This window comes from Kordia sp., from assembly GCF_965224175.1.
Taxonomy (GTDB): domain Bacteria; phylum Bacteroidota; class Bacteroidia; order Flavobacteriales; family Flavobacteriaceae; genus Kordia.
This window is the reverse complement of sequence record NZ_OZ245041.1, coordinates 3,926,494-3,947,987: the sequence shown is the minus strand read 5'-3', so window position 1 is coordinate 3,947,987 and position 21,494 is coordinate 3,926,494. Positions and strand designations below refer to the sequence as shown.

Sequence of the window (21,494 nt, the reverse complement as noted above, 5' to 3'; positions counted from 1 at the left end):
ACAAAAAGTATGACAATATAACAGGAATAGCATGTAGGCACAGGTTTTGATTTATATTTAGCAAATTGAATTTAGTTTTAATATAGATGAGAAAGAGTTTACGAAAGTTTTTACTAGATAAAGGATATCAACGTATTAAGTTGAATAGAATCAATACAAATCATTACGAGGTAAAAGCAAAGATTAATGGCATTGAAGGAAGTTTTATTTTAGACACTGGCGCATCTACTTCCTGTGTAGGTTTTGAAGCTATTGAGACTTTTAATTTGGTTGCAAAAGCCTCTAAGATTAAAGCTGCTGGCGCTGGCGCTATTGATATGGAGACGCAAATTTCTAAAAGTAATAAGGTTCGTATTGGCAAATGGACAAGACAACGTGTTGCTTTGATTCTTTTTAATTTAGATCATGTGAATACTGCTTTGACACAACATGAAGCGCAGCCTGTACACGGAATTATTGGCGCAGATATTTTACGCAAAGGAAAAGCCATTATTGATTACGACAAGAATTGCCTGTATTTGAAATAGTTAGCTACTGACATTTTCATCAGAAAAACCTCTGATTTTGTTACGCATTATAAAGAAACAGGTAATTTCACGCATATATACTTCTTCTTTTTTTTAGAATTTTACATCATTACAAATTTAATACTGTTTTGACATGAATTCCCTAACTCTAAATAACAGAAAGACCACTATATTATTTATTATTCAAGCTATTTTACTAGTTGTCGGTTTTTGCATTAACGTGTACTCATTACTGTAGTTGGTTGATATTGTATTTTATCAAGCGTTACTTTTTGTTGCTGCTTGTATAGCTTTACGACTTTAATCGTTCTTTCTTCGTTAGCCTGTCCATAATTCCTATATACCGTATATTTTAGATATGTAGGATTGAATGCTTTTTCGTTTTGCAAAGTTTTCACATTGACTATCCACTCTCCTCCATCATTTTCATCATCAATAATGAACTCTTTCATATGATATCCGTTTTTCACCTCATCAAGCATTAGTTCTTTGTTTGCCGCCACTGAATGTTCCCATTTATAAAATTTATTTTGAGGATTTACGAATTGAAATTCAAATTCAGTATCAGTTTCATTCCACTCTAAAACGATGCGAATATCTTGTTTAAATGTAGCTGTGAGCATATTTGATGGAATTTCATCATAATTGAGTTCAGCTCTGTGCTTACGAAGTAATTGCTGGATTTCAGCCACCAACGGTTCATCAAGACCTGAACAATTTATATTCTTAATAGAATTTGTCAACATTTTCACATATAAATCTAGTGATTCTTGATAGTTTCTTGTTTGCTTGTATATATGTGCCAAATCACGATATGATTGTGCTGAATTTGGCAAAAGTGTTGCGATTTTTTGATACACAAGTTTTGCTTTTTCAAATTCATTGAACTCTTCTAACTTGAATGCTAATGTTTTTAAGGCTTTTGGATTATTTGCTGCTATTTTTTCAATCGTAGTAATAATTTCAACTGACTTTTTAGGATTCCATTTTTTAAAATAATCGGCAACATCTACATAGTATGGAATATTTTGATTTTGCATTTTTTTCGATTGCGCTTCATATATAACCAATGCTTCTTCATATGAATTTGCTGTTTGAAGCGCTGTTAAATAATTGATGGTTTCCGTTTCAGATATCATAGGAATTGCTTCTTCATAATCATTTCCTGTAGCCAGAGCAGTATTGATAGGATTTCCATCAGCATCTCTTTGTATAAACCTGTTTTTTGATGTTATTAATATTGCTGGCCTTCCGCCATATAAAACCGTTTTTGCCAACGACCTGACTGCAACAATATTATCAATGGTATTTACATTAATATCATTTACATCACCATAGAATGGATTTCCATCATAAAAAACAACTACATTGTTCCCTCTAAGTCTCATTATTGTTTGTCCTGGTCTCAGTGGACTCTTACTTTTTGCTATAGCAAAACTATCACCTAGGCTAACACTTGGTCCAGAATTTCCTTGAACTGAATTAATTTGCAATCCAGCAATTCGCCCACTTAATACATTTGTAACGTTGACACGACGCCAACCAATATCTTCCGATTTTATTACTGAACCTAATCCAAAAGAATTGATATCTACTTTTCCAAATCCTGTATCAACATATCGTTTTTCTATTTTTTTCTTGCTTCCTTCAAGCAATACCGCTTCTAACAGTTCACCACTAGCGGTAAGCGTAATATCGATTGACTTCTTGTTTGTCAGAGTAACTTCATATGGATTCATTCCTATAAAATCAACCATTAAAACATCACCTACTTCAGCAGGAATGGAAAAAGCACCATTTACATTAGTTTGTGCTTGCGCAAAGGTATTTTTTACACGAATCACAGCATTTTGAAGTGTTTGTTTTTCCTCGCTATAAATAGTTCCTGAGATTATATTCTGAGCAATATCTTTCTTTTTAGGAGATAGATATATTTTGTTTGTTTTTGAAAGATACGTACTCAATTTTGAAGCATCTACAGAAAATGCCTCATAGTTTAGCGCTTGAAACTGAAATTTATCAGCTTCATTCACATATCCTTCATCATATGTTATAGTAAATTGCCCTAACTCATTGGTAACTCCTTTTATGTCTTTACCAACGCATTCAACATTTACATACGGAATTGGCTGCTTAGTTTCTTCATCGAATATAAAAGCATCAATTGTAATTGTATATTGAGCAAAAGTGATGGTACTGAATAAGAATGTAGTGAGTAATAAGATTTTTTTCATAACGGTTGGCTTTGGTATAAATTACATCAAAAATAGTGCCGATTTTTGATACTAAGCTGGTTGATTCTCACCCTTAATTTACTGAAAATAAAGAAATAAACCTAAAAACTCATCAAACGATAGAAATGATTTAACTCTTGAATATTATAGAGTTCATTTTATTCAAAATATTGCACACAGTTTTAGACTTCCAATTTTAAATAGTACTAAAAAAAATAACCATCACACAGAAAGCGCAATGGTTACTTATATAATTTGAAATGTAAAATCGCTTATAACTCTAATGCTCTTTTTACATCGTTGTTCATTAGTAATTCAGTAGGATTTTCTAACGCTTCTTTTACAGCAACTAAGAATCCTACAGACTCTTTACCATCAATGATTCTGTGATCGTATGATAAAGCAACATACATGATTGGACGAATTACCACTTGCCCATCAATTGCTACAGGTCTTTCTACAATGTTATGCATTCCTAAAATTCCTGATTGTGGTGGATTGATAATTGGCGTTGATAGCATACTTCCGAAAACTCCACCATTTGAAATTGTGAATGTTCCTCCAGTCATTTCATCCACAGTAATTTGCCCGTCACGTGCACGCAATGCTAATCTTTTTACTTCAGATTCAACTCCTCTGAATGATAAGTTTTCTGCATTTCTAATGACAGGAACCATTAATCCTTTTGGTCCAGAAACGGCTATACTGATATCACAAAAATCATAGCTTATCATTTCTTTTCCATCAATCATAGAGTTTACTGCTGGATATAATTTTAACGCACGAACAACGGCTAATGTAAAGAAGGACATAAATCCTAAACTTACTCCGTGTTTTGCTTTAAACGTTTCTTTATATTCTTTACGCAGTGCAAAAATTGGCGACATATCAACTTCGTTGAACGTAGTTAACATTGCTGTTTCGTTCTTGGCAGATACTAAACGTTCTGCAACTTTTCTACGCAACATTGATAATTTTTTGCGCTCACTTCCACGCGATCCACCAGTTGGTGTTCCCATACTAGGTTGTGCTTTTACAGCATCATCTTTAGTAACACGACCGTCTTTTCCAGTTCCTTTTACAGCAGCAGCGTCCATTCCTTTTTCAGCTAATATTTTCTTAGCTGCTGGAGAAGCACTTCCTGATGCATATGTTTTTGCTGGTTCAGCAGCTTTTGGAGCTTCTACCTTAACAGGTTCTGCCTTTGGCGCTTCTGCTTTCTTTTCTTCTTTTGGCGCATCGCCTCCACTTGGTGCTTTGGCACTTGTATCAATTAAACAAACTATTTGTCCAACTTCTACTTCATCGCCTTCTTCTGCTTTTAAGGTGATTGTTCCACTAGCTTCTGCTGGCAACTCTAAAGTCGCTTTATCAGAATCAACCTCAGCAATTGCTTGGTCTTTTTCTACGTAATCGCCGTCTTGTACTAACCATTCTGCAATTTCTACTGTAGTGATGGATTCTCCTGGCGAAGGAACTTTCATTTCTAAAATCATCGTGTTCTATATTTTAGTTTTTATTTTACTTTTTTAGGCGTTTCCTCCGATTGCTCTTCGGTCAGGCTTTCAGCTATATCTTTTTCAAAAACTTTGTCAATGTGAAACAAATTTCTAATTTGTTGTGACAATCTGTTCCTAAGAAGCAGATTACTTCGTCGTTTTCTCCTCGTAATGACGAATACATAGTTTTAAAAAGGATATCGCATCAATCCTTAACGCATATTATTTTTCGTTTTGTCAAAAACGTATGTTATTACTTCTTCATGACGACGTTTTGAACGCACTGAACTTCCCGCTGCTGGCGCTCCGTAAAATCTTCTAGAGGCAACTCTAAAGTTTTTCACTTCGTCTATATGCATTAATAAGTGGCTATACGCTCCCATGTTTCTTGGTTCTTCTTGTGCCCAAACAACATCGTCTGCATTTTTATACTTTGCAAGTACTTCTTTTATTTTTGTTTTTGGTAGTGGGAACAATTGCTCTAAACGCACTAAAGCAACATCTTCATCTCTACCTAATTTTGAACGTTCTTCTAATAGATCATAATAGAATTTACCCGTACAGAACACCAACGTTTTTACTTTATCAGCTTTCGCATCAGCATCATCAATTAACGTTTGAAAAGATCCATTTGCAAACTCATCTACTGTTGATACTGCTTTTGGTAAACGCAATAAACTTTTTGGTGTAAATACAACTAGCGGTTTTCTGAAACTTGCTTTCATCTGACGACGTAATAAGTGATAGAAGTTTGCTGGCGTTGTACAATCTGCAATGTACATATTATCTTTAGCACATAGTTGTAAGTAACGTTCCATACGTGCTGATGAATGCTCTGCTCCTTGTCCTTCGTATCCATGAGGCAATAACATTACCAATCCGTTTTGTGTTTTCCACTTATCTTCTCCCGAAGAAATATATTGGTCAATCATAATTTGTGCTCCATTGCTGAAATCTCCAAATTGTGCTTCCCAAATGGTTAGTGTTTTTGGACTTGCCATTGCATATCCATAATCAAAACCAACCACACCATATTCTGAAAGTAATGAGTTATATATATAGAAACTTCCTTGATCTTCAGAAACATGATCTAATAATTTGATTTCTTCTTCTGACTCTTCTACTTTCACGACAGCATGACGATGTGAAAAGGTTCCTCTTTCTACATCTTGCCCAGAAATACGGACATCATAACCTTCTTGCAATAGTGAACCATATGCTAACATTTCACCCATTCCCCAATCAATTTTGTTTTTCTCGAAGAACATTGTGTGTCGTTCAGAAACAATTTTATTGATTTTACGCAAGAATTTTTTGTCTTCAGGTAACTTAGAAACTGCTGTTGCGATTTCTGCTAGTTTTTCCTTAGGATATGTTGTGTCTATATTCTTTGCCATTTCCTTTTCATCTACTCTTCCAAAATCTTTCCAAGTATCTTGCATGAAAGGTGTAATGACTGTTTTTTCTTCTTTACGAGAATCTTCTAGCTTTACTTCTAGTGAATCTTTGTATTGTTTTTCTAATTCTTTTACATAGTTTCCATCAATGATTCCTTGTCGCTGTAATTTTTCAGCGTAGATATCACGAGGATTGCTATGTTTTGAAATAGCTTTGTATAGTTTTGGCTGTGTAAAACGTGGTTCATCACCTTCGTTATGACCATATTTACGATATCCAAGTAAGTCAATAAATACATCACGCTGAAATGTCATTCTGTATTCCAGTGCAAATAATACTGCGTGCACTACTGCTTCTGCAGCATCAGCGTTTACGTGTAATACTGGTGATAGCGTTACTTTACCAATATCCGTACAATAAGTAGACGAACGTGCGTCTAAGTAGTTTGTTGTAAATCCAACTTGATTGTTCACAACAATATGTATGGTTCCGCCTGTTTTATATCCGTCTAATTGTGACATTTGCACAATTTCGTATACCAAACCTTGTCCTGCAACGGCTGCATCACCGTGAATTACTATTGGTAATACTTCAGAAAAATTATCTGCGTGATTGCGATCTTGTTTTGCTCTTGCGATTCCTTCTACTACAGCACCAACCGTTTCTAAATGTGAAGGATTTGGCGCAATATTCATGCTTATTTTCTTTCCCGTATCTGTTTCGCGATCAGAAGTGAGTCCTAAGTGATATTTTACATCACCATCAAAGATTGCTTCTGCATAATCTTTTCCATCAAACTCACTGAAAATATTTTTAGCAGATTTCCCAAAAATATTTGTCAAGACATTTAGACGACCTCTGTGAGCCATTCCTAAAATAAATTCTTTTACGCCTTTGTTTGCTGCTTCTTCTACTACAGCATCAAGCGCAGGAATTAACGATTCTCCACCTTCAAGTGAAAAACGTTTTTGTCCAACATATTTAGTATGTAAGAAGTTTTCGAATGAAACTGCTTCGTTTAATTTTTTTAGAATGTGTTTTTTCTGATCGGCAGAAAACTGAGGATGATTGTCATTGACATTCAACTTCTCCTGAATCCATTTTATCTGTTCAGGTTTTCTGATATACATATATTCAACACCGATAGATTCGCAATAAATGCGTTCTAGATGTGTAATGATATTACGTAGTGTTGTTTTTCCGATACCAAGAATTTCACCTGCTTCAAAAGACTTATCTAAATCGTTTTCGCTCAGTCCGAAATTTTCTAAAGCCAATGTAGGCTCATATTTTCTTCTTTCTCGTACTGGATTTGTTCTTGTGAATAAGTGTCCACGTGTACGATATCCGTCAATAAGTTTTACAACTTGAAATTCTTTCTTTACATTTTCAGGAACAACTGTTTTTGTAACAACTTCACCAACGCCATGTTCTTCTGCGTAAGTTTCGGTTCCAAAGTCATATCCTTGAAAGAAAGCACGCCAACTTGGCTCTATGCTATCTGGGTTTTGTAAATATTGATCGTATAATTCAGCAAAGTATGCTGTATGCGCTGCATTTAAAAAGGAAAATCTATCCATGTTTTTTACTTCCTGTCTTGTTTTGACAAAATTTTATCAAAAATACAACTTTTGATAAAAACACATCATATGTTTTGTATATATTTATGTGATTAATATTTAAGCTTTTCCAAGAAATGAAAGATTCTATTTTTTATCGCCCTAAAATTACATTTTTGACAGTTTTTTTGTGTTTAATTTCATTTTCCGCATTTTCACAAAATAATTCCAACTTTTCACAAGGAAATGATTTTTGGAGAAATGTGCGTTTTGGTGGCGGATTGGGCTTGAGTTTTGGAAATGGTATTTTTAGTGCTACTGTAGCGCCAAGTGCTATTTATGATTTTAATTCGCAGTTTTCCGCAGGAGTTTCTTTGAACTATACTTATTTTAATGACGATGATTTTTTTAAATCAACAATTGTCGGTGGAAGTTTTATTGGATTGTTTAATCCGTTGCCAGAAATTCAACTTTCTAGTGAGTTTGAGTATTTACATGTGAGTCGTAATTTTGACGATCCGATTTTTGAAGATGATAGTTATTGGCAACCTGCCGTCTTTTTTGGTGTAGGTTATAGGACAAATAATATCACGGTAGGAGTTCGTTACAATGTATTACACGATGATGACAAGAGTATTTATGCAGATGCGCTCGTACCGTTTTTTAGAGTTTATTTTTAAACCATACTTTTTGCCATTCTCGTTTTAGGATCAAAAATGTTACTTGTTCTGAGAGTTTTACTACATCAGAACCATCTAGTGCTTTTATTTTTGCCTCAGAAACATCCATGATATAGAGCAAATTTAGGTATTCAGCAAATTTTTCATGAATGAGTTGATATACAATAGCGTGTAATTCTTTTTTGAGAGTTTCAGGCGCAATATTTGTTGAAAATGATTCTTCAATATTTGCCATTAAAAAATCTTTATTGAGTTGTACTATTAGTTTCTCGTACAATGCTTCTTGCGTTGCTTCTCCCAATAACTCTTCAATGTGTGTATGATTTTTTAGCATGATGTAAAATTACGTAAATCTTATGTACAGTAAGTAATAAAAAAACTGAAAGTCTTGGGTTTTATCTTTAATAATGATGCCTTGTTATAACTAACATTCAGTTTTTATGTTTTCTATGTATTTCCACTACAAATACCATCTTCTGACATATTACATTCATTATTTAACAAACTTCCTTTTTTTACTCAAATCGGAAATATTTTTTTGATAAGCCTTAATGATTTTGGACTTCTCTTTTTATAGTCAACTACTTCAAGGCAAGCTCACGAAGCATTAAATGGAAACAATTAAAAACATTTCGACGCAAGCGTCGGAGCATTTAAATCTCGATGATCGAGTTAAATGTTTTTTAAATTTTTAGCAAAGGACAAGCTATAAAAAATATACAGAAATGGCATACGGGAAAACCATATATGATTGTCATTTTTTTTTGCTCTTTATTTTATTTCCACAAAGAATTAAATCATATAAAATCATGATAATCAGAATATTAAGTGACTTCAAATAAATTTCCACCAAGACGTATTAATACTACGTAAGTACCGTATCGATTCTTACATTTATAGTTTTAATTTCACTCAAACTATTATAAATGAATAATATAAACTAATCTATTAAAAACAAATGTTATGAAATTATCTAAAAATTATTTTGTTATACTGCTATGCAGTTTTCTTTTTATTTCTATTGCGAATGCTCAAATAACTGTTGGATCAATGGTTGTTGCACAAGGAGTTACTACTCCAAATGATTGGGTAGATTACAATGGAGGCGTTGGCGGAATTTATGTGGATGTTAATACTTCAGCTTGCGGATTTACGCAAACACCACATTATTTAGTCACTTTAGAATCTACAACAAATTCTGGTTACCATTGGTACATTAATGGAGTTCCTTCTATATATCTTGCTACGCCTAATGGTTTTAGAGTGTATTTGAGATGGGCAGATCATCCAAGTGACAATCCTACTATAGGTGGCTTAAATTTTCCTAATCCATTAAGAGCATCAACAGCACGCAACAGGAATTGGGTAATCCGATGGACAGCCATAAGTACAGGTGACTGCGCAAGTTGCAATGGAAACGCACTTCCTTCTCCAATAAATGAAGGAGAAGCTTCCCCTTTTGGAGGAGATGAAACTAGAAGATCAACTACTACTAATAAAGAAATCGTTGAGGATAAAGTTAGCATATTTCCAAATCCAAGTAATACCATGATTACTATTAATTCTTCAAAAAATGTACGTAAGAGTGAAGTGTACTCTTTAAAAGGCGAATTATTAAAAACATCCACAAAGACATCAATTGATATTAAGAATTTTTCACCTGGAGAATATGTGGTTAAAATTTACTTTGACAATAATGAATCTATATCAAAAAAGATTATAAAAAAGTAGCGTTTTAACTTGAAAGTTATTTCAACAAAAATTCATTATTCGTACAAAACCAGCTTTTTAGCTGGTTTTTTTATGATTACAGTACCATATAGAAGCTAAAACAACGAAAAATCCTTTTAAAAATCAATTGTAATAATTGTAAATCATACAAATAACTTTTTTACATTCGATTCAAATTTTATCGACTATTATTGATATTTTTTCATTAAATTGAATACAACAAATATCTTATCATATTGAAGCGAAAGTATTTCTTTTTATTTACTCTTTTTATTCCTTTTTATCTAGTAGCGCAAAGTCCTTCAGATACGCTAAAAGACTCTATGCTAACGGAAACACAGCGAGCGTTTATATTATTTGAACAGAGTAAATATGGAGAAGCTATCGCTATTAATAATAAAGTACTGGCGTATGCCACTAAAGTTGGAGATAGTATTTTAATAGGAAGATGTTATGCTGCACTTGGAAACTCTCATTATTTTGTAAGTAAAGATTCCCTTAGTTTTTATTATTTATTTAAAGCTAGAGACGCTTTCTTAAAAGCAAAAGACACCTTCAACCTTGTACTTGCTTATAATGACATTGGTGTTAATTACAAGGATTTTGATAGCATTCCACAAGCGTATTCGTACTTTAACAAGGCTTTTAATTTAGCAAAAGCTGGTGGCTATTTAGAGGACATGGTATATCCGTTGTCTAATATTGCAGATTATGAAATTTACGTAGAAAAAGATTATCCTAAAGGAATAACACATTCTTTAGAAAGTATACAAATCATTGATTCGATTGAAGGATACAAGAGCAGAAGAATTGTTCCTTTGCTATATACACAATTGGCGTATGCGTATTTTAAAATTGGTGACATTAAAAATCATCAGTTGTATTTTGACAAATGCATTAAAGCCTCTCATAAGAATGGACATGTAGAAGTATTAGCCATGCTTTATAAAGAACAAGCAGCATTATATAAGAATGAAAAGAAATATGAAAAAGCATTTGAGTTTATAGAAAAATATTCCGTTTTTAATGATTCCGTTAACAAAATCAAAGAATTTGAAAAAGCGAAACAAATTGAAGCAAGTAATTTTTTAAGAGAAAATAGAGAGAAAGTTCGTTTGCTAGAAGCTGAACAAGATTTTAAAGATGCTATTATTCATAAAGTGAGAAATTATAATACACTGCTCGCTTTTTTAGTGTTTGGTTTGTTGCTCAGTATTTATTTAATATTCCGAAAGAACAAGCAACTGAATATCGCGAAACAAAAAGCAGAAAAACTCTCAAAAGCGAAAAGTAATTTTTATTCAGAAATTAGCCATGAATTGCGCACACCTTTATATGGTGTTATTGAACTTTCTAAATTACTCCTAAAAGAAAATGTAAACAGCAAACATAAAGAATATCTTGAGTCTTTAAATTTTTCTGCAAGTCATTTACTTTCTCTCATAAACAATGTATTGGAATTGAACAAAGTCGAATCTGGCGAAGTCAAAGTAGAATACTTAGATTTTAAGCTAAAAAGTTTGATTAATAATATTACGGATAGTTTGGAATTTTCGCTTCGCAACAGTCAAAATAAAATTCACATTCAATATGACGATTCTATTCCTACATCTTTAGTTGGTGATTCCTTAAAACTAACACAAGTCTTTATTAATTTAATCTCAAATGCTATCAAATTTACGCGTAATGGAAATATTTACATTACTGCCAAATTACAAGAAGATTTAGGAGAGCGTATAAAAATTTATTTTGAAGTAAAAGATGATGGTTTAGGCATCTCTAAAGAAAAGCAAGAAAAGATTTTTGACGAGTTTTACCAAGAACAAACTAGAACCGAAAAGTCATACAAAGGAACTGGTTTAGGTCTTTCAATTGTAAAACGTATTTTAACGATAATGGGAAGTACAATAGACATTGAAAGTAATATCAATGAAGGCGCGACTTTTAGTTTTGAACTTATTTTCGATAAAAAAGAAAATGATAATCTTCTAAGTATCACCAAAGAAAGTCTGTTAAACGATATTTCAGGAAAACGTATTTTAATCGTAGACGACAACAAAATCAATCAATTAGTAACCAAAAAAATACTTAATGAATTTAAGGTAACTACAATGGTTGTTGGTTCAGGAAAAGAAGCAATTTCCATCGTACAAAAAAAACATTTTGATTGTATTTTAATGGATTTACATATGCCAGATTTAGACGGATATGAAACTACTTCTAGTATTCGTGAATTCAATACTGAAGTTGCCATTATTGCGCTTACTGCGTCCTCTTCCGAAGAAGTGAATGAGAAAATCAGTAATTATGAAATGAACGGTTACATTATGAAACCTTTTTTAACAGCCGATTTTATAGCTACCATTCACAAAACCATAGTGTAGTTTTACCTCATTACTCATCTCATTTAGCTATTCAATACACTTTAATTCTTTCTAATATTTTATTTATTTTTTATTAATGAATTTCTATGATTATTTACAAAAATAATCAAGCTTTCCTTTGTGCATCAAACACCAATCACCTCTCCAAAAACATCTTACTGCAACTACAGAAGCTACAACCAAAATAGTCCTAATAAGTACTCTTTTTTTAACACTTTTGCCAACGTTGGTAGATAAGCCTCGATATTTTCATTAACATAAGTTTAACAAGTATAAACTTATCTTTTTAATGATTTTCTACGCTCGTTGGTCAAAATTCAACGCTTACACAAAATCTTTGTACGCAACATTCTAACAAACTTACTTTAGAATACAAACCCCATCCCCAACCACACATTTTTTGAAGAATTAATCACAAAAATATCTTGGTATGATACACGTAGAAAATAGATCTAAAAGAAAAAAAGAAATCTTTCATAACAACAATTATATAAGAGTTGGCAGTAAGCACAAAGGAGAATACATTCTCAAAGAAAGAATTGTATATATCGAAGCCTGTGAAAACTATTCATGGCTACATCTTAGCAATGGCACAAAACTAATCAGTTGCAAATCTATTGGACATCATGAGGAACATCTAATTCATGACGGATTTATCCGCATACACAGATCATTCCTAGTGAATTTATCTCATTTAAAACTGTATGAACCAAAATATCGTTTGATGCATTTAAAAGGTGAAATCGTACTACCTATGAGCTTTAGAAAAAATAGAATGCTCTCCAAACAAATAAAAAACCAAGAACTCTCAATGCCTCTGAGAATGGCAGTATAAACAATATGCTCAACACAAAATAAACATTTACACAAAAACAAATTTATGAAACATTTTATTGCATGTATCTGCATGCTAGCAAGCTTTGGCTTTGTGCATGCACAACCTAGTATAGGTATAGGCGGAGGTAGTTCTCCTAACGGTCAAGAAGACATTGCGCTTCCGACCATTATTCCTCCAGCACCAACAGTTGCTGCCCTTATGAGGTTTGAAGAAGTCCCTGTAGATCATTATACAGGGCAACCTAATATTTCGATTCCTTTAGGAAGTGTTCCTATGTTAGATGGGATGAATTATCCTATTAGTTTACAGTACAACACACAAGGGATTCGTGTGGATGAACGCTCTGGATGGCTCGGAACTGGTTTTTCCATGTCTACAGGTGGTGTAATCTCTAGAACCATTCGTGATATTCCTGATGAACTAAATTTAGCAGATTCAGGCATTGGTATTTTTCACAATGGCTATGAAAACTTTAACTCGTTCTCTCCTGCACAAAGAGCAGAGTTTTTATGGAATACCGATAATGGAAAAACAAAATACGATTCAGATCACGATATGTATCAATATAGTTTTTTTGGAAAAAGTGGTCGATTCATTATTAAGAAAGTAAACAATCAGTTAATTCCTGTTATTATTGGTGCAGAAACCAATGATAAAATATCACTAACCTACAATGCAAGTTTCGAGGTAACAAGTTTTGAAATCATTGACAGCAGTGGATATATTTATATTTTTGAAGAATCGAATTCCAATTTGATCACTTCTAGTACTACCACTACAAGTCAATTTGGAAATTCGTCCAATACTTCTACAGACTTTTCAAGTAGTCAAAATGTACCAAACGCGTGGTATTTAAAAGAAGTAAAGCAACCAAGCGGCATCATCCTTTGTAGTTTTAGTTACCAAGATGTAGAAGAAAACTACTCAACGCCAACATCTAGTGTTTACAATTCACTGATCAATCAAGATATCAATTTTGGGGATCCACAGGTGCAAAACATCAACAAAGGAATGTTATTACCACGTGTAGCAAGTTCTTCACAAAACATTCAAAGCACACAAAAATATGTAGATCAGGTTACGTTCTATGATGGCAGCAAAGTTCAATATGTATTAAATAATGGCGGACATCCTGAATATAATCTTTCTACACAAACCACAGGCAATTCTATTACAGGAACAAAGCTTCAAAGTATCATTGTTACTGAGCCAAATGGAACAGAGTACAAACGCATTAACTTCTCTTATGAAACTACTACACACAGTCGCTTGTTTTTAACTAAAATCGAGGAAGTTTTTGGTCTTAAAAAACTAGAATACACCTTAGATTATGACCATAAAGAGGATCTTGTTGGTTTTGGTAGTGATTTAAAAGATAGCTTTGGATATTTCAATGATGGTATCGACACCAATGCATTTATTTCTTCTAAAAGAAGAGTGAATCCTACTAAGATTACAACTGGAGCATTAACCTCAATTACCTATCCAACAGGTGGAAAAAAAGAGTTTGTATTTGAGAGTAATACGTATAGCTATCAAGGAGCACAACCTATTAACCCACGAACGATTTCTGAAAATATCAAAGGACAAGTACGAGAGGCTTCTTTGACAGGATCTGGTACTGTGACTGAATCTCCTGAAAAAGTATTAATCTATATTGACTCAGGACAACGTATCAATATCAATACGGTAATTAATGGAACAGGTAGTGGAACGATTCTAAACAATCATAAAATTATATTTTCAAGGGTAACGCCTGTTTCAGGAAACACAAATCCTCCTTCGGTAGGAAGCAACAATCGATTGGACTATAGTCCATACAATATTGCAAATTTTCAGCCTGTTAGTAGTGGCTACACACGTTATTTTGATATTAACAATCAGTCTACTATTGAAACATCAATCGCTAGCGGATGGTATATTATTCAAATGAAAACAGTACAACCATATCTGTCAAGCGAATCTAATAATGTTTCCATCACAACCACCATTCAATATTCAACTTTTGACTTAAAGACAAGAATCAAACATGGAGGCGGAATCCGAATTAAAGACATATTATTTACTGATGATGGAATCACACAAACAAAAACATCTTTTACCTATCAAGATGACGTTTTTATAGACCCTACTGTTCCAAGACCTGTAGGCGCAGATACTTCCAGCGGTTCATTCGAAGTTGATTTTAGTGCTATTACACATACCAAAGGTAAAATGCATCCTTTTTTAGTGGGCTATGCTTGCCAAGGAGCAACAAATTCAGCTGCTGCAGCTCAGACAAATTTAAGAACTACGGTACTGGCTAATTATCTTGTTAGACGAGACATTAACCAAGTATTAACACCTATTAGTAAAGGGAATTATGTTGCCTATAAAAAAGTATATGTAAGTCAACAAGATGCTGGAGGTCAGTTATACACCTTTATTTCTCCAAGAGATATTCAAATTCTGACAACAGACAATACCACCTATCCATTTACACCACTTGAAAACAATGATTACAAGCGTGGAATGCTTGAGAAAATGGAAGTGTTTGATAAAGATCAAAACATCCTAGTAAAACAAGAATATGATTATATCGATATTTCAACGGTAGCACATACTTCTATACTTCCCTATGAAGCACAAGATTGGGATTGTCCATGGGATCAGTTTTATGAAACCTACCTTCATTTTGAAACAAACTATGTAGCTCAAGAATACAGCCTTAGTCTTTGTGGAGATGATGTAAGTGAACCAGATGTCGGCACTTGTTATGGATCAAATCCAGATATGGCATTGACTTCCTATGACCATATTCGAGGAATCAAACTCCCAAGTGAAGTGATCAAAACTGACTATTTCTATGATGAAAATGATGCGGTTTCACAGACGGTAACCACAACCAAAACACTCTATAATATTAAAAACAGAGTCAAAGAAACAACTACAGAGTTTGCAGAAGGTGGTAACACAACCATTTATAAAGAAGAAGTTCGTTATCCATACGACTATGATGCTTCAGAATATTCAAGCAGCGAGCAAGCGGATATCAACAAAATGGTTGCGCTGAATCAAATTTCACAACCTGTTCAAAGCAAACAATATAAAAATGGTGTTTTAATCTACGATACGCAGCGTATCTTTAAAGAATTCTATCCTAATGTTGTAAAGCTTGCAGAGATTAAAAGTGCCAAAGCGAACACGGTAAAACAATCAAGAGTAAAGTTTCACGGATATACGAATCTTGGACAAGCTATCGAACTCTCTCAAACAGATGGTACACGTATTAGTTACCTATGGGGATACAACAGTATGTATCCGATTGCAAAACTAGAAAATGCTTCCTATGCCCACATGAACAGTGAGCAGACTACTGCTATTGCTGCTGCTTATACTGCTTCTAATGCAGATGTTGATCTATTAACAGAAGAAGCATTGCAAACTGCTTTGGAAGACTTAAGAGTGAAGTTTCCAGCGTCAATGGTGACTACACTTACTTATGATCCTATGATTGGAACGACCAGAACTACCGATCCAAGAGGTTATACAAGTTATTTTGCTTATGATGCTTTGCATAGACTTAAAAATGTAAAAGATGCAGATAAAAACGTACTGAGTGCAAATCAGTATTTTTATAACAATGGTGATACGACTTTGGATAATTATGTAAAATCTACCATCTATCAAAAAGAAAACCACGATCTATTCACCATAGAAAGTTGGGATAAGATAGAAACAATCAACTATGCTGATGGACTAGGAAGAGCCAAACAAGCCATTGGAATTGCACAAGGAGGAAATGGAGAAGACATTGTAACTCCTTTTGAATATGATGATTTAGGCAGACAAATCAAAGAGTTTTTACCCTATGCGACTGCTTCACTAGATGGAAGTATTCATACAAACGCATTTGTACATCAAGCTGCTTTCTACGATACTACTAAATATGAAAATACGACCAATCCATACAGTGAAAAGTCATTGGAAGACTCACCTCTTGCCAGAGTATTAGAACAAGGTGCGCCAGGAAGTGCGTGGCAACTAGACGCTTCTTCAGATACTGATCATACAATTAAAATGGATTATCAAACTAATAGTCACAATGGCGTATTTACAGACATGAGTTTTGATAATGTAAAACGTTTTAACGTAAGTTATGGCGCAAATGGATTTACTGATGTTTCGCTTACTGAAAATGGATACTATTTAGCTGGTGAACTATATAAATCGATTGTAAAAGATGAAAACTGGCAACCAAATCAGACTTATGAAAATGACCATACTGTTGAAGAATTCAAAGACAAATTAGGTCGTGTCATCTTAAAAAGAACTTTTAACAAAGCAGAACGTCATGATACCTATTACATCTATGATGATTATGGAAATCTAAGCTATGTATTGCCTCCATTAGTAGATGCATCTGATGGAATCGATGCTGATGAGCTTGACAAACTGTGTTATCAGTACAAATATGATCATAGAAATAGACTCATCGAAAAGAAGCTTCCAGCAAAAGAAGTAGAATACATTGTCTATGATAAACTAGATCGTCCAGTACTGACACAAGATCCTAACCTACGAGCAGAAAACAAATGGTTATTTACCAAATACGATGTCTTAGGAAGAGTAACTTACACAGGACTTGTGATCAATACAGCAGATCGTGTTGCTTTACAGACTCAAATGGATACAAGCAATACACATGAACAAAGAACAGCCACAGCAACTGCGATTGGAAATACATCTGTATTCTATACCAATGCGAATTATCCAAATGATGCTTCAGTGATTGTACTTACGGTTAATTATTATGATGATTACAACTGGGATACAGAAAATTCATTAGAAGCTAACTATAATCTCAATGAAACAAACTTAACAGCTATTCAAAATAATACAGCTTGGAGAAAGGACAGTCCAACATCATGGACAAATGCTGGTTTTATCACAGACTCGACTATTGAAGGTGATGGATATATTGAATATACTGTTGGAAATCAGGGCAAACGAATGATGGTAGGACTCTCACATCAGGCAACTGCTTCGGCAACAAATTATAATACCATCAACTATAGAATTTACACAGGATATAACAACAATCGTGTATATGTGTACAATGGAACAAGCACGGAATCAATTACGCTAACCTATTCTGAAGAAGGAGACACCTTTAGAGTAGAACGCTATGGTACTCAAATCCTATTCAAGAAAAATGGAGCCATCTTTCATACGCTCAATACAAGTTATACGGGTACATTGGTTGGAAGTGGTCTTTTGTGTGATAATTTAACAGAAATAGAAAATGTGCATGTAGGATATGCTGTCTATGGACAATCTTTTACTAACAATACAAAAGGGCTTCCAACGGGAGGAAAAATACGTACCATCGGTACTAATGATTGGACAACAAGTGAATCGTATTACGATGATAAAGCACAACCTATTCATGTAACTTCAAAAAACAAATACTTAGTTACACAAGATGCAGTCAGTTCACGTTTGGATTTTACTGGAAAAGTCTTAGAGAGTAGAACCACGCATTTAAAAAATGGGAATAGTCCTATTGTTACGATTGATGCATATGTATATGATGAAAATTCGCGTCTTTTATACCAAACCAAACAAGTCAATGGTGGTGACAAAGAACTTATTTCAAGAAATCATTACGACGCGCTTGGTCAATTAGAAATAAAACAAGTTGGTGGATCATTGCCAAGTATTAGTACTTATACAAATTTAGTAAACACAAGTGCTAGTGGTCCTATCATCACCAAAACAACAGGCAACAGCACATGGGATGCAGCACTGACTACAACAACCTGTATTACAGGTGATGGATATATTAGCTATCAAATGCCACAAGATAACAAACCTGTTATTGTAGGACTTGCAGCTTCTGCAGGAAACAGTAGTTATGCAAGTATGGATTATGCTATTTACACCACTTCCTGGGGAGCAGTAAGAGTATATGAAAATGGAGTAAACAAAGGTGATAAAACCACCTACTTTACAGGAGATACTTTCAAAATAGAACGTAGAGGCTCTAAAATCTATTATCTTAAAAATGGTGAAATATTCTATATCTCGGATGTTACAGATAGTGGAAGTCCACTTATGGGAGATGTGAGCATCTACAGTGTGGGCGCTCAAATTAAAGACTTGGTACTTGTTGATTTAGAAAAAGAATTACAAGAAGTAGACTTTACATACACTGTCAGAGGATGGCTTAAAGGCATCAACAATGTCAACGATCCACAAAATGACTTATTTAGTTTTGCGATAACTTATAATGATATTACTGATCCAACCAAACAATTATTCAATGGAAACATCAGTAGTACACTTTGGAAAACCAAAGGGCAAGACAGTTCACTGAAAAACTATATCTATCAGTATGATGCGCTTAATAGGATTACCAGCGCCACGGACAATACTGCAAAGTATAATCTAGATTTAGTAAAATATGATCGTAACGGAAACATCACTAATCTGCTTAGAAAAGGTCATAGAGACAAAAATGCTACCGACTTTGGCACGATGGACAATCTTTCGTATCAGTATACTGGCAATCAATTACTCAATGTAACGGATGATTCTGAGGTGAGTTATGGGTTTAATGATGGAAACGTACATTCAAGTTCGGATGCCACAGATGCAAACAATGATTATAAGTATGATGTAAATGGGAACATGATCAGCGATAAAAACAAAAACATTAACGCGATCACTTACAACTATTTAAACTTGCCGACACAAATTACATTTGATAATGGCAGTACTATTTCCTACATTTACGATGCGAGCGGGTTAAAACTTGAAAAAGTTGTCAATGATAGTAGTACATCTAGCGTACAAAACACGTATTATGCTGGAAACTACATTTACAAGAAAAGTTCAAGTCAATCACCTGTAGTGCTTACGTTCTTTAACACAGAAGAAGGTTATATAGAGCCACAATTCGATCCTAGTAAACCGACAAAAATTGTTGGGTACAACTATACCTATCAATACAAAGATCATCTTGGAAACATCAGACTTTCCTATGAAGATATAAATGGTGATGGAAACATCTGTCCTGAAACAGAAATCAAGGAAGAGAATCATTATTATCCCTTTGGTTTAAAACATAAAGGATATAATAACCAAATAACTGGAAGAGATCATCAGTATGGATACAATGGTAAGGAAGAGCAGAATGAATTAAGTCTGAATTGGTCTGATTATGGAGCTAGGAACTATGATGCTAGTATTGGACGTTGGATGAATATTGATCCTTTGGCTGAGAAATACTATGATAAATCGTCATATAATTACACCTTGAATAACCCAATATTTTTTATAGACCCTAATGGAGAAACAGTTGATGTCACTGATTTAATGAATGGAGGTACAGATGAGGATAAATGGCTATTAGTTCAATTAATGATGAATTTGTCTGAAATCTCTGGAGAGACAATCTCAACAAGAAAAGATAAAAATAGAAATACAGTTTTAACAACAGGAGATTGTAAAGAAGATTGTAATAGTAGTACTGCAGCTAGCAGCTATATCTCTAATTTAATTAATGATGATAGTAGCGTAGTAAAGGTTAAAAATAATAGTCGAAATACAACTGTTTCTAAAAATGAAAAAGGAGAAGAAGTCCAAAATAAACACAAAGGAAGTCAGGCTCATTATAATGGAGATATTTACTTAGATGCTAATCAAATATATAGCTTTCAGGAATCATTAAAAGGAGCAGGATTAAATGGGGATTTAATGAATACAGGATTTGTTTTTCTCCATGAAACAATTCACACACCTTTTGGTGCTTCTTTTTATAATAGTAAATTGGATAATATAGAAAAAGATCAACATGGTCGTTTTCCAGATACTCAAGGTTCCTTTGTAGATGATGGAGGACCAACAGTGAGAAGGGTAAATAAATTTAGAAAACAAATGGGGTTGTCCCGTCGGTTATCATATTCTTCTTGGAATCCTAAAAAGCCTGCAAGTATAGTATTTGAAAAAGATGGAAATCCAATTACTGTACCCATTGTATCTAGTTATAAATTTATCAATTCAAAAAAAATGTTTTAATGAAAAACCTATTTGTAATTTTTAGTTTTTTACTTGTAATAACAAGTTGCAAACATCATAAAGTAATATCAGCTGAAAAAGAATCTTTAATCATAAATAATTGTCTAAGCTACATAAAGGAAAAAAGTAAAGAAAATTGTTATTTAGTCTATCCAAAATATTATTCTTTTGACATTTCTAAATATTCTGATTTAGATAATAAATATTTAGAAGAATTCTTTAAATTGAATAATGAAGAGCAAATTCAAAAGATAGAAAGTGATACCGATGAAATATATTTATCTAAGTTCAGCAAAGAATTAGAGAATTTGTCTTCATGTGAAGAATCTAATAATATTATTGGTTTTTCTGGAATAAGTAACGAAATTGTAATTGCTCACCGATCATATTATTATAATAAAATAAGTAACAAGAAATTACAAAATAGTAGTGATGAACTACAATTAATGGAGTATGAATATTTTATATTCTTTATTGATACAAATGGTAATATAAAGCAAGTAGTAAATGAAGGGTCTATTATTTTTGGATAATGTTAAAGATTAATTCATCAACTATTATTGAATTATAAGTAACTACAAAA

Annotated in this window: 11 protein-coding genes; 7 read left to right on the top strand and 4 right to left on the bottom strand. The window is 33.4% G+C overall.

Features of this window, described 5'->3' with window-relative positions; all coding sequences use genetic code 11:
• The first annotated feature begins 86 nt into the window (after positions 1-86).
• Positions 87-527 (top strand): retropepsin-like aspartic protease, encoded by a 441-nt coding sequence (locus ACOQOS_RS17090; RefSeq protein WP_420571687.1) that lies wholly within the window; start codon positions 87-89, stop codon positions 525-527.
• 215 nt (positions 528-742) lie between these two features.
• Here ACOQOS_RS17090 and ACOQOS_RS17085 read toward each other — a convergent pair whose 3' ends face one another.
• The 3 genes from ACOQOS_RS17085 to ACOQOS_RS17075 all read right to left on the bottom strand — a co-directional run bounded on the left by ACOQOS_RS17085 (position 743) and on the right by ACOQOS_RS17075 (position 7,238).
• Entirely contained in the window at positions 743-2,761 is a 2,019-nt protein-coding gene (locus tag ACOQOS_RS17085; RefSeq protein WP_420571686.1) for a carboxypeptidase-like regulatory domain-containing protein, read from the bottom strand.
• 272 nt (positions 2,762-3,033) lie between these two features.
• Complete coding sequence (gene odhB / locus ACOQOS_RS17080; RefSeq protein WP_420571685.1) at positions 3,034-4,257, bottom strand: 2-oxoglutarate dehydrogenase complex dihydrolipoyllysine-residue succinyltransferase; 1,224 nt, start codon at positions 4,255-4,257, stop codon at positions 3,034-3,036.
• A 215-nt stretch (positions 4,258-4,472) separates the two neighbouring features.
• Positions 4,473-7,238, bottom strand: a complete 2,766-nt coding sequence (locus ACOQOS_RS17075) for a 2-oxoglutarate dehydrogenase E1 component (protein ID WP_420571684.1) — start codon at positions 7,236-7,238, stop codon at positions 4,473-4,475.
• Positions 7,239-7,354: 116 nt separating this feature from the next.
• Between ACOQOS_RS17075 and ACOQOS_RS17070 the strand changes: the two genes are divergently transcribed.
• Complete coding sequence (locus ACOQOS_RS17070) at positions 7,355-7,897, top strand: alpha-ketoglutarate decarboxylase (RefSeq protein ID WP_420571683.1); 543 nt, start codon at positions 7,355-7,357, stop codon at positions 7,895-7,897.
• On the opposite strand, the gene ACOQOS_RS17065 is transcribed toward ACOQOS_RS17070, so the two are convergent.
• A complete protein-coding gene (locus ACOQOS_RS17065; protein ID WP_420571682.1) occupies positions 7,881-8,231 on the bottom strand; it encodes a hypothetical protein in 351 nt (116 codons plus the stop codon). The two genes, ACOQOS_RS17070 and ACOQOS_RS17065, sit on opposite strands and share 17 nt — an antisense overlap.
• A gap of 629 nt (positions 8,232-8,860) precedes the next feature.
• Here ACOQOS_RS17065 and ACOQOS_RS17060 point away from each other — a divergent pair.
• The 5 genes from ACOQOS_RS17060 to ACOQOS_RS17040 all read left to right on the top strand — a co-directional run bounded on the left by ACOQOS_RS17060 (position 8,861) and on the right by ACOQOS_RS17040 (position 21,444).
• Positions 8,861-9,628 carry a T9SS type A sorting domain-containing protein gene (locus ACOQOS_RS17060; protein WP_420571681.1) on the top strand — a complete coding sequence of 256 codons (768 nt, stop codon included), beginning with the start codon at positions 8,861-8,863 and terminating at the stop codon, positions 9,626-9,628.
• Positions 9,629-9,864: 236 nt separating this feature from the next.
• Entirely contained in the window at positions 9,865-12,012 is a 2,148-nt protein-coding gene (locus ACOQOS_RS17055) for an ATP-binding protein (protein ID WP_420571680.1), read from the top strand.
• A gap of 430 nt (positions 12,013-12,442) precedes the next feature.
• Positions 12,443-12,847: a LytR/AlgR family response regulator transcription factor gene (locus ACOQOS_RS17050; RefSeq protein ID WP_420571679.1), complete on the top strand. Its 405-nt coding sequence runs from the start codon at positions 12,443-12,445 to the stop codon at positions 12,845-12,847.
• 45 nt (positions 12,848-12,892) lie between these two features.
• Entirely contained in the window at positions 12,893-20,911 is an 8,019-nt protein-coding gene (locus ACOQOS_RS17045; RefSeq protein WP_420571678.1) for a DUF6443 domain-containing protein, read from the top strand.
• The gene (locus ACOQOS_RS17040) at positions 20,911-21,444 is read left to right on the top strand and encodes a hypothetical protein (protein ID WP_420571677.1); all 534 of its coding nucleotides are present in this window, start codon (positions 20,911-20,913) and stop codon (positions 21,442-21,444) included. The genes ACOQOS_RS17045 and ACOQOS_RS17040 overlap by 1 nt, the downstream gene beginning before the upstream one ends.
• Positions 21,445-21,494: the final 50 nt, after the last annotated feature.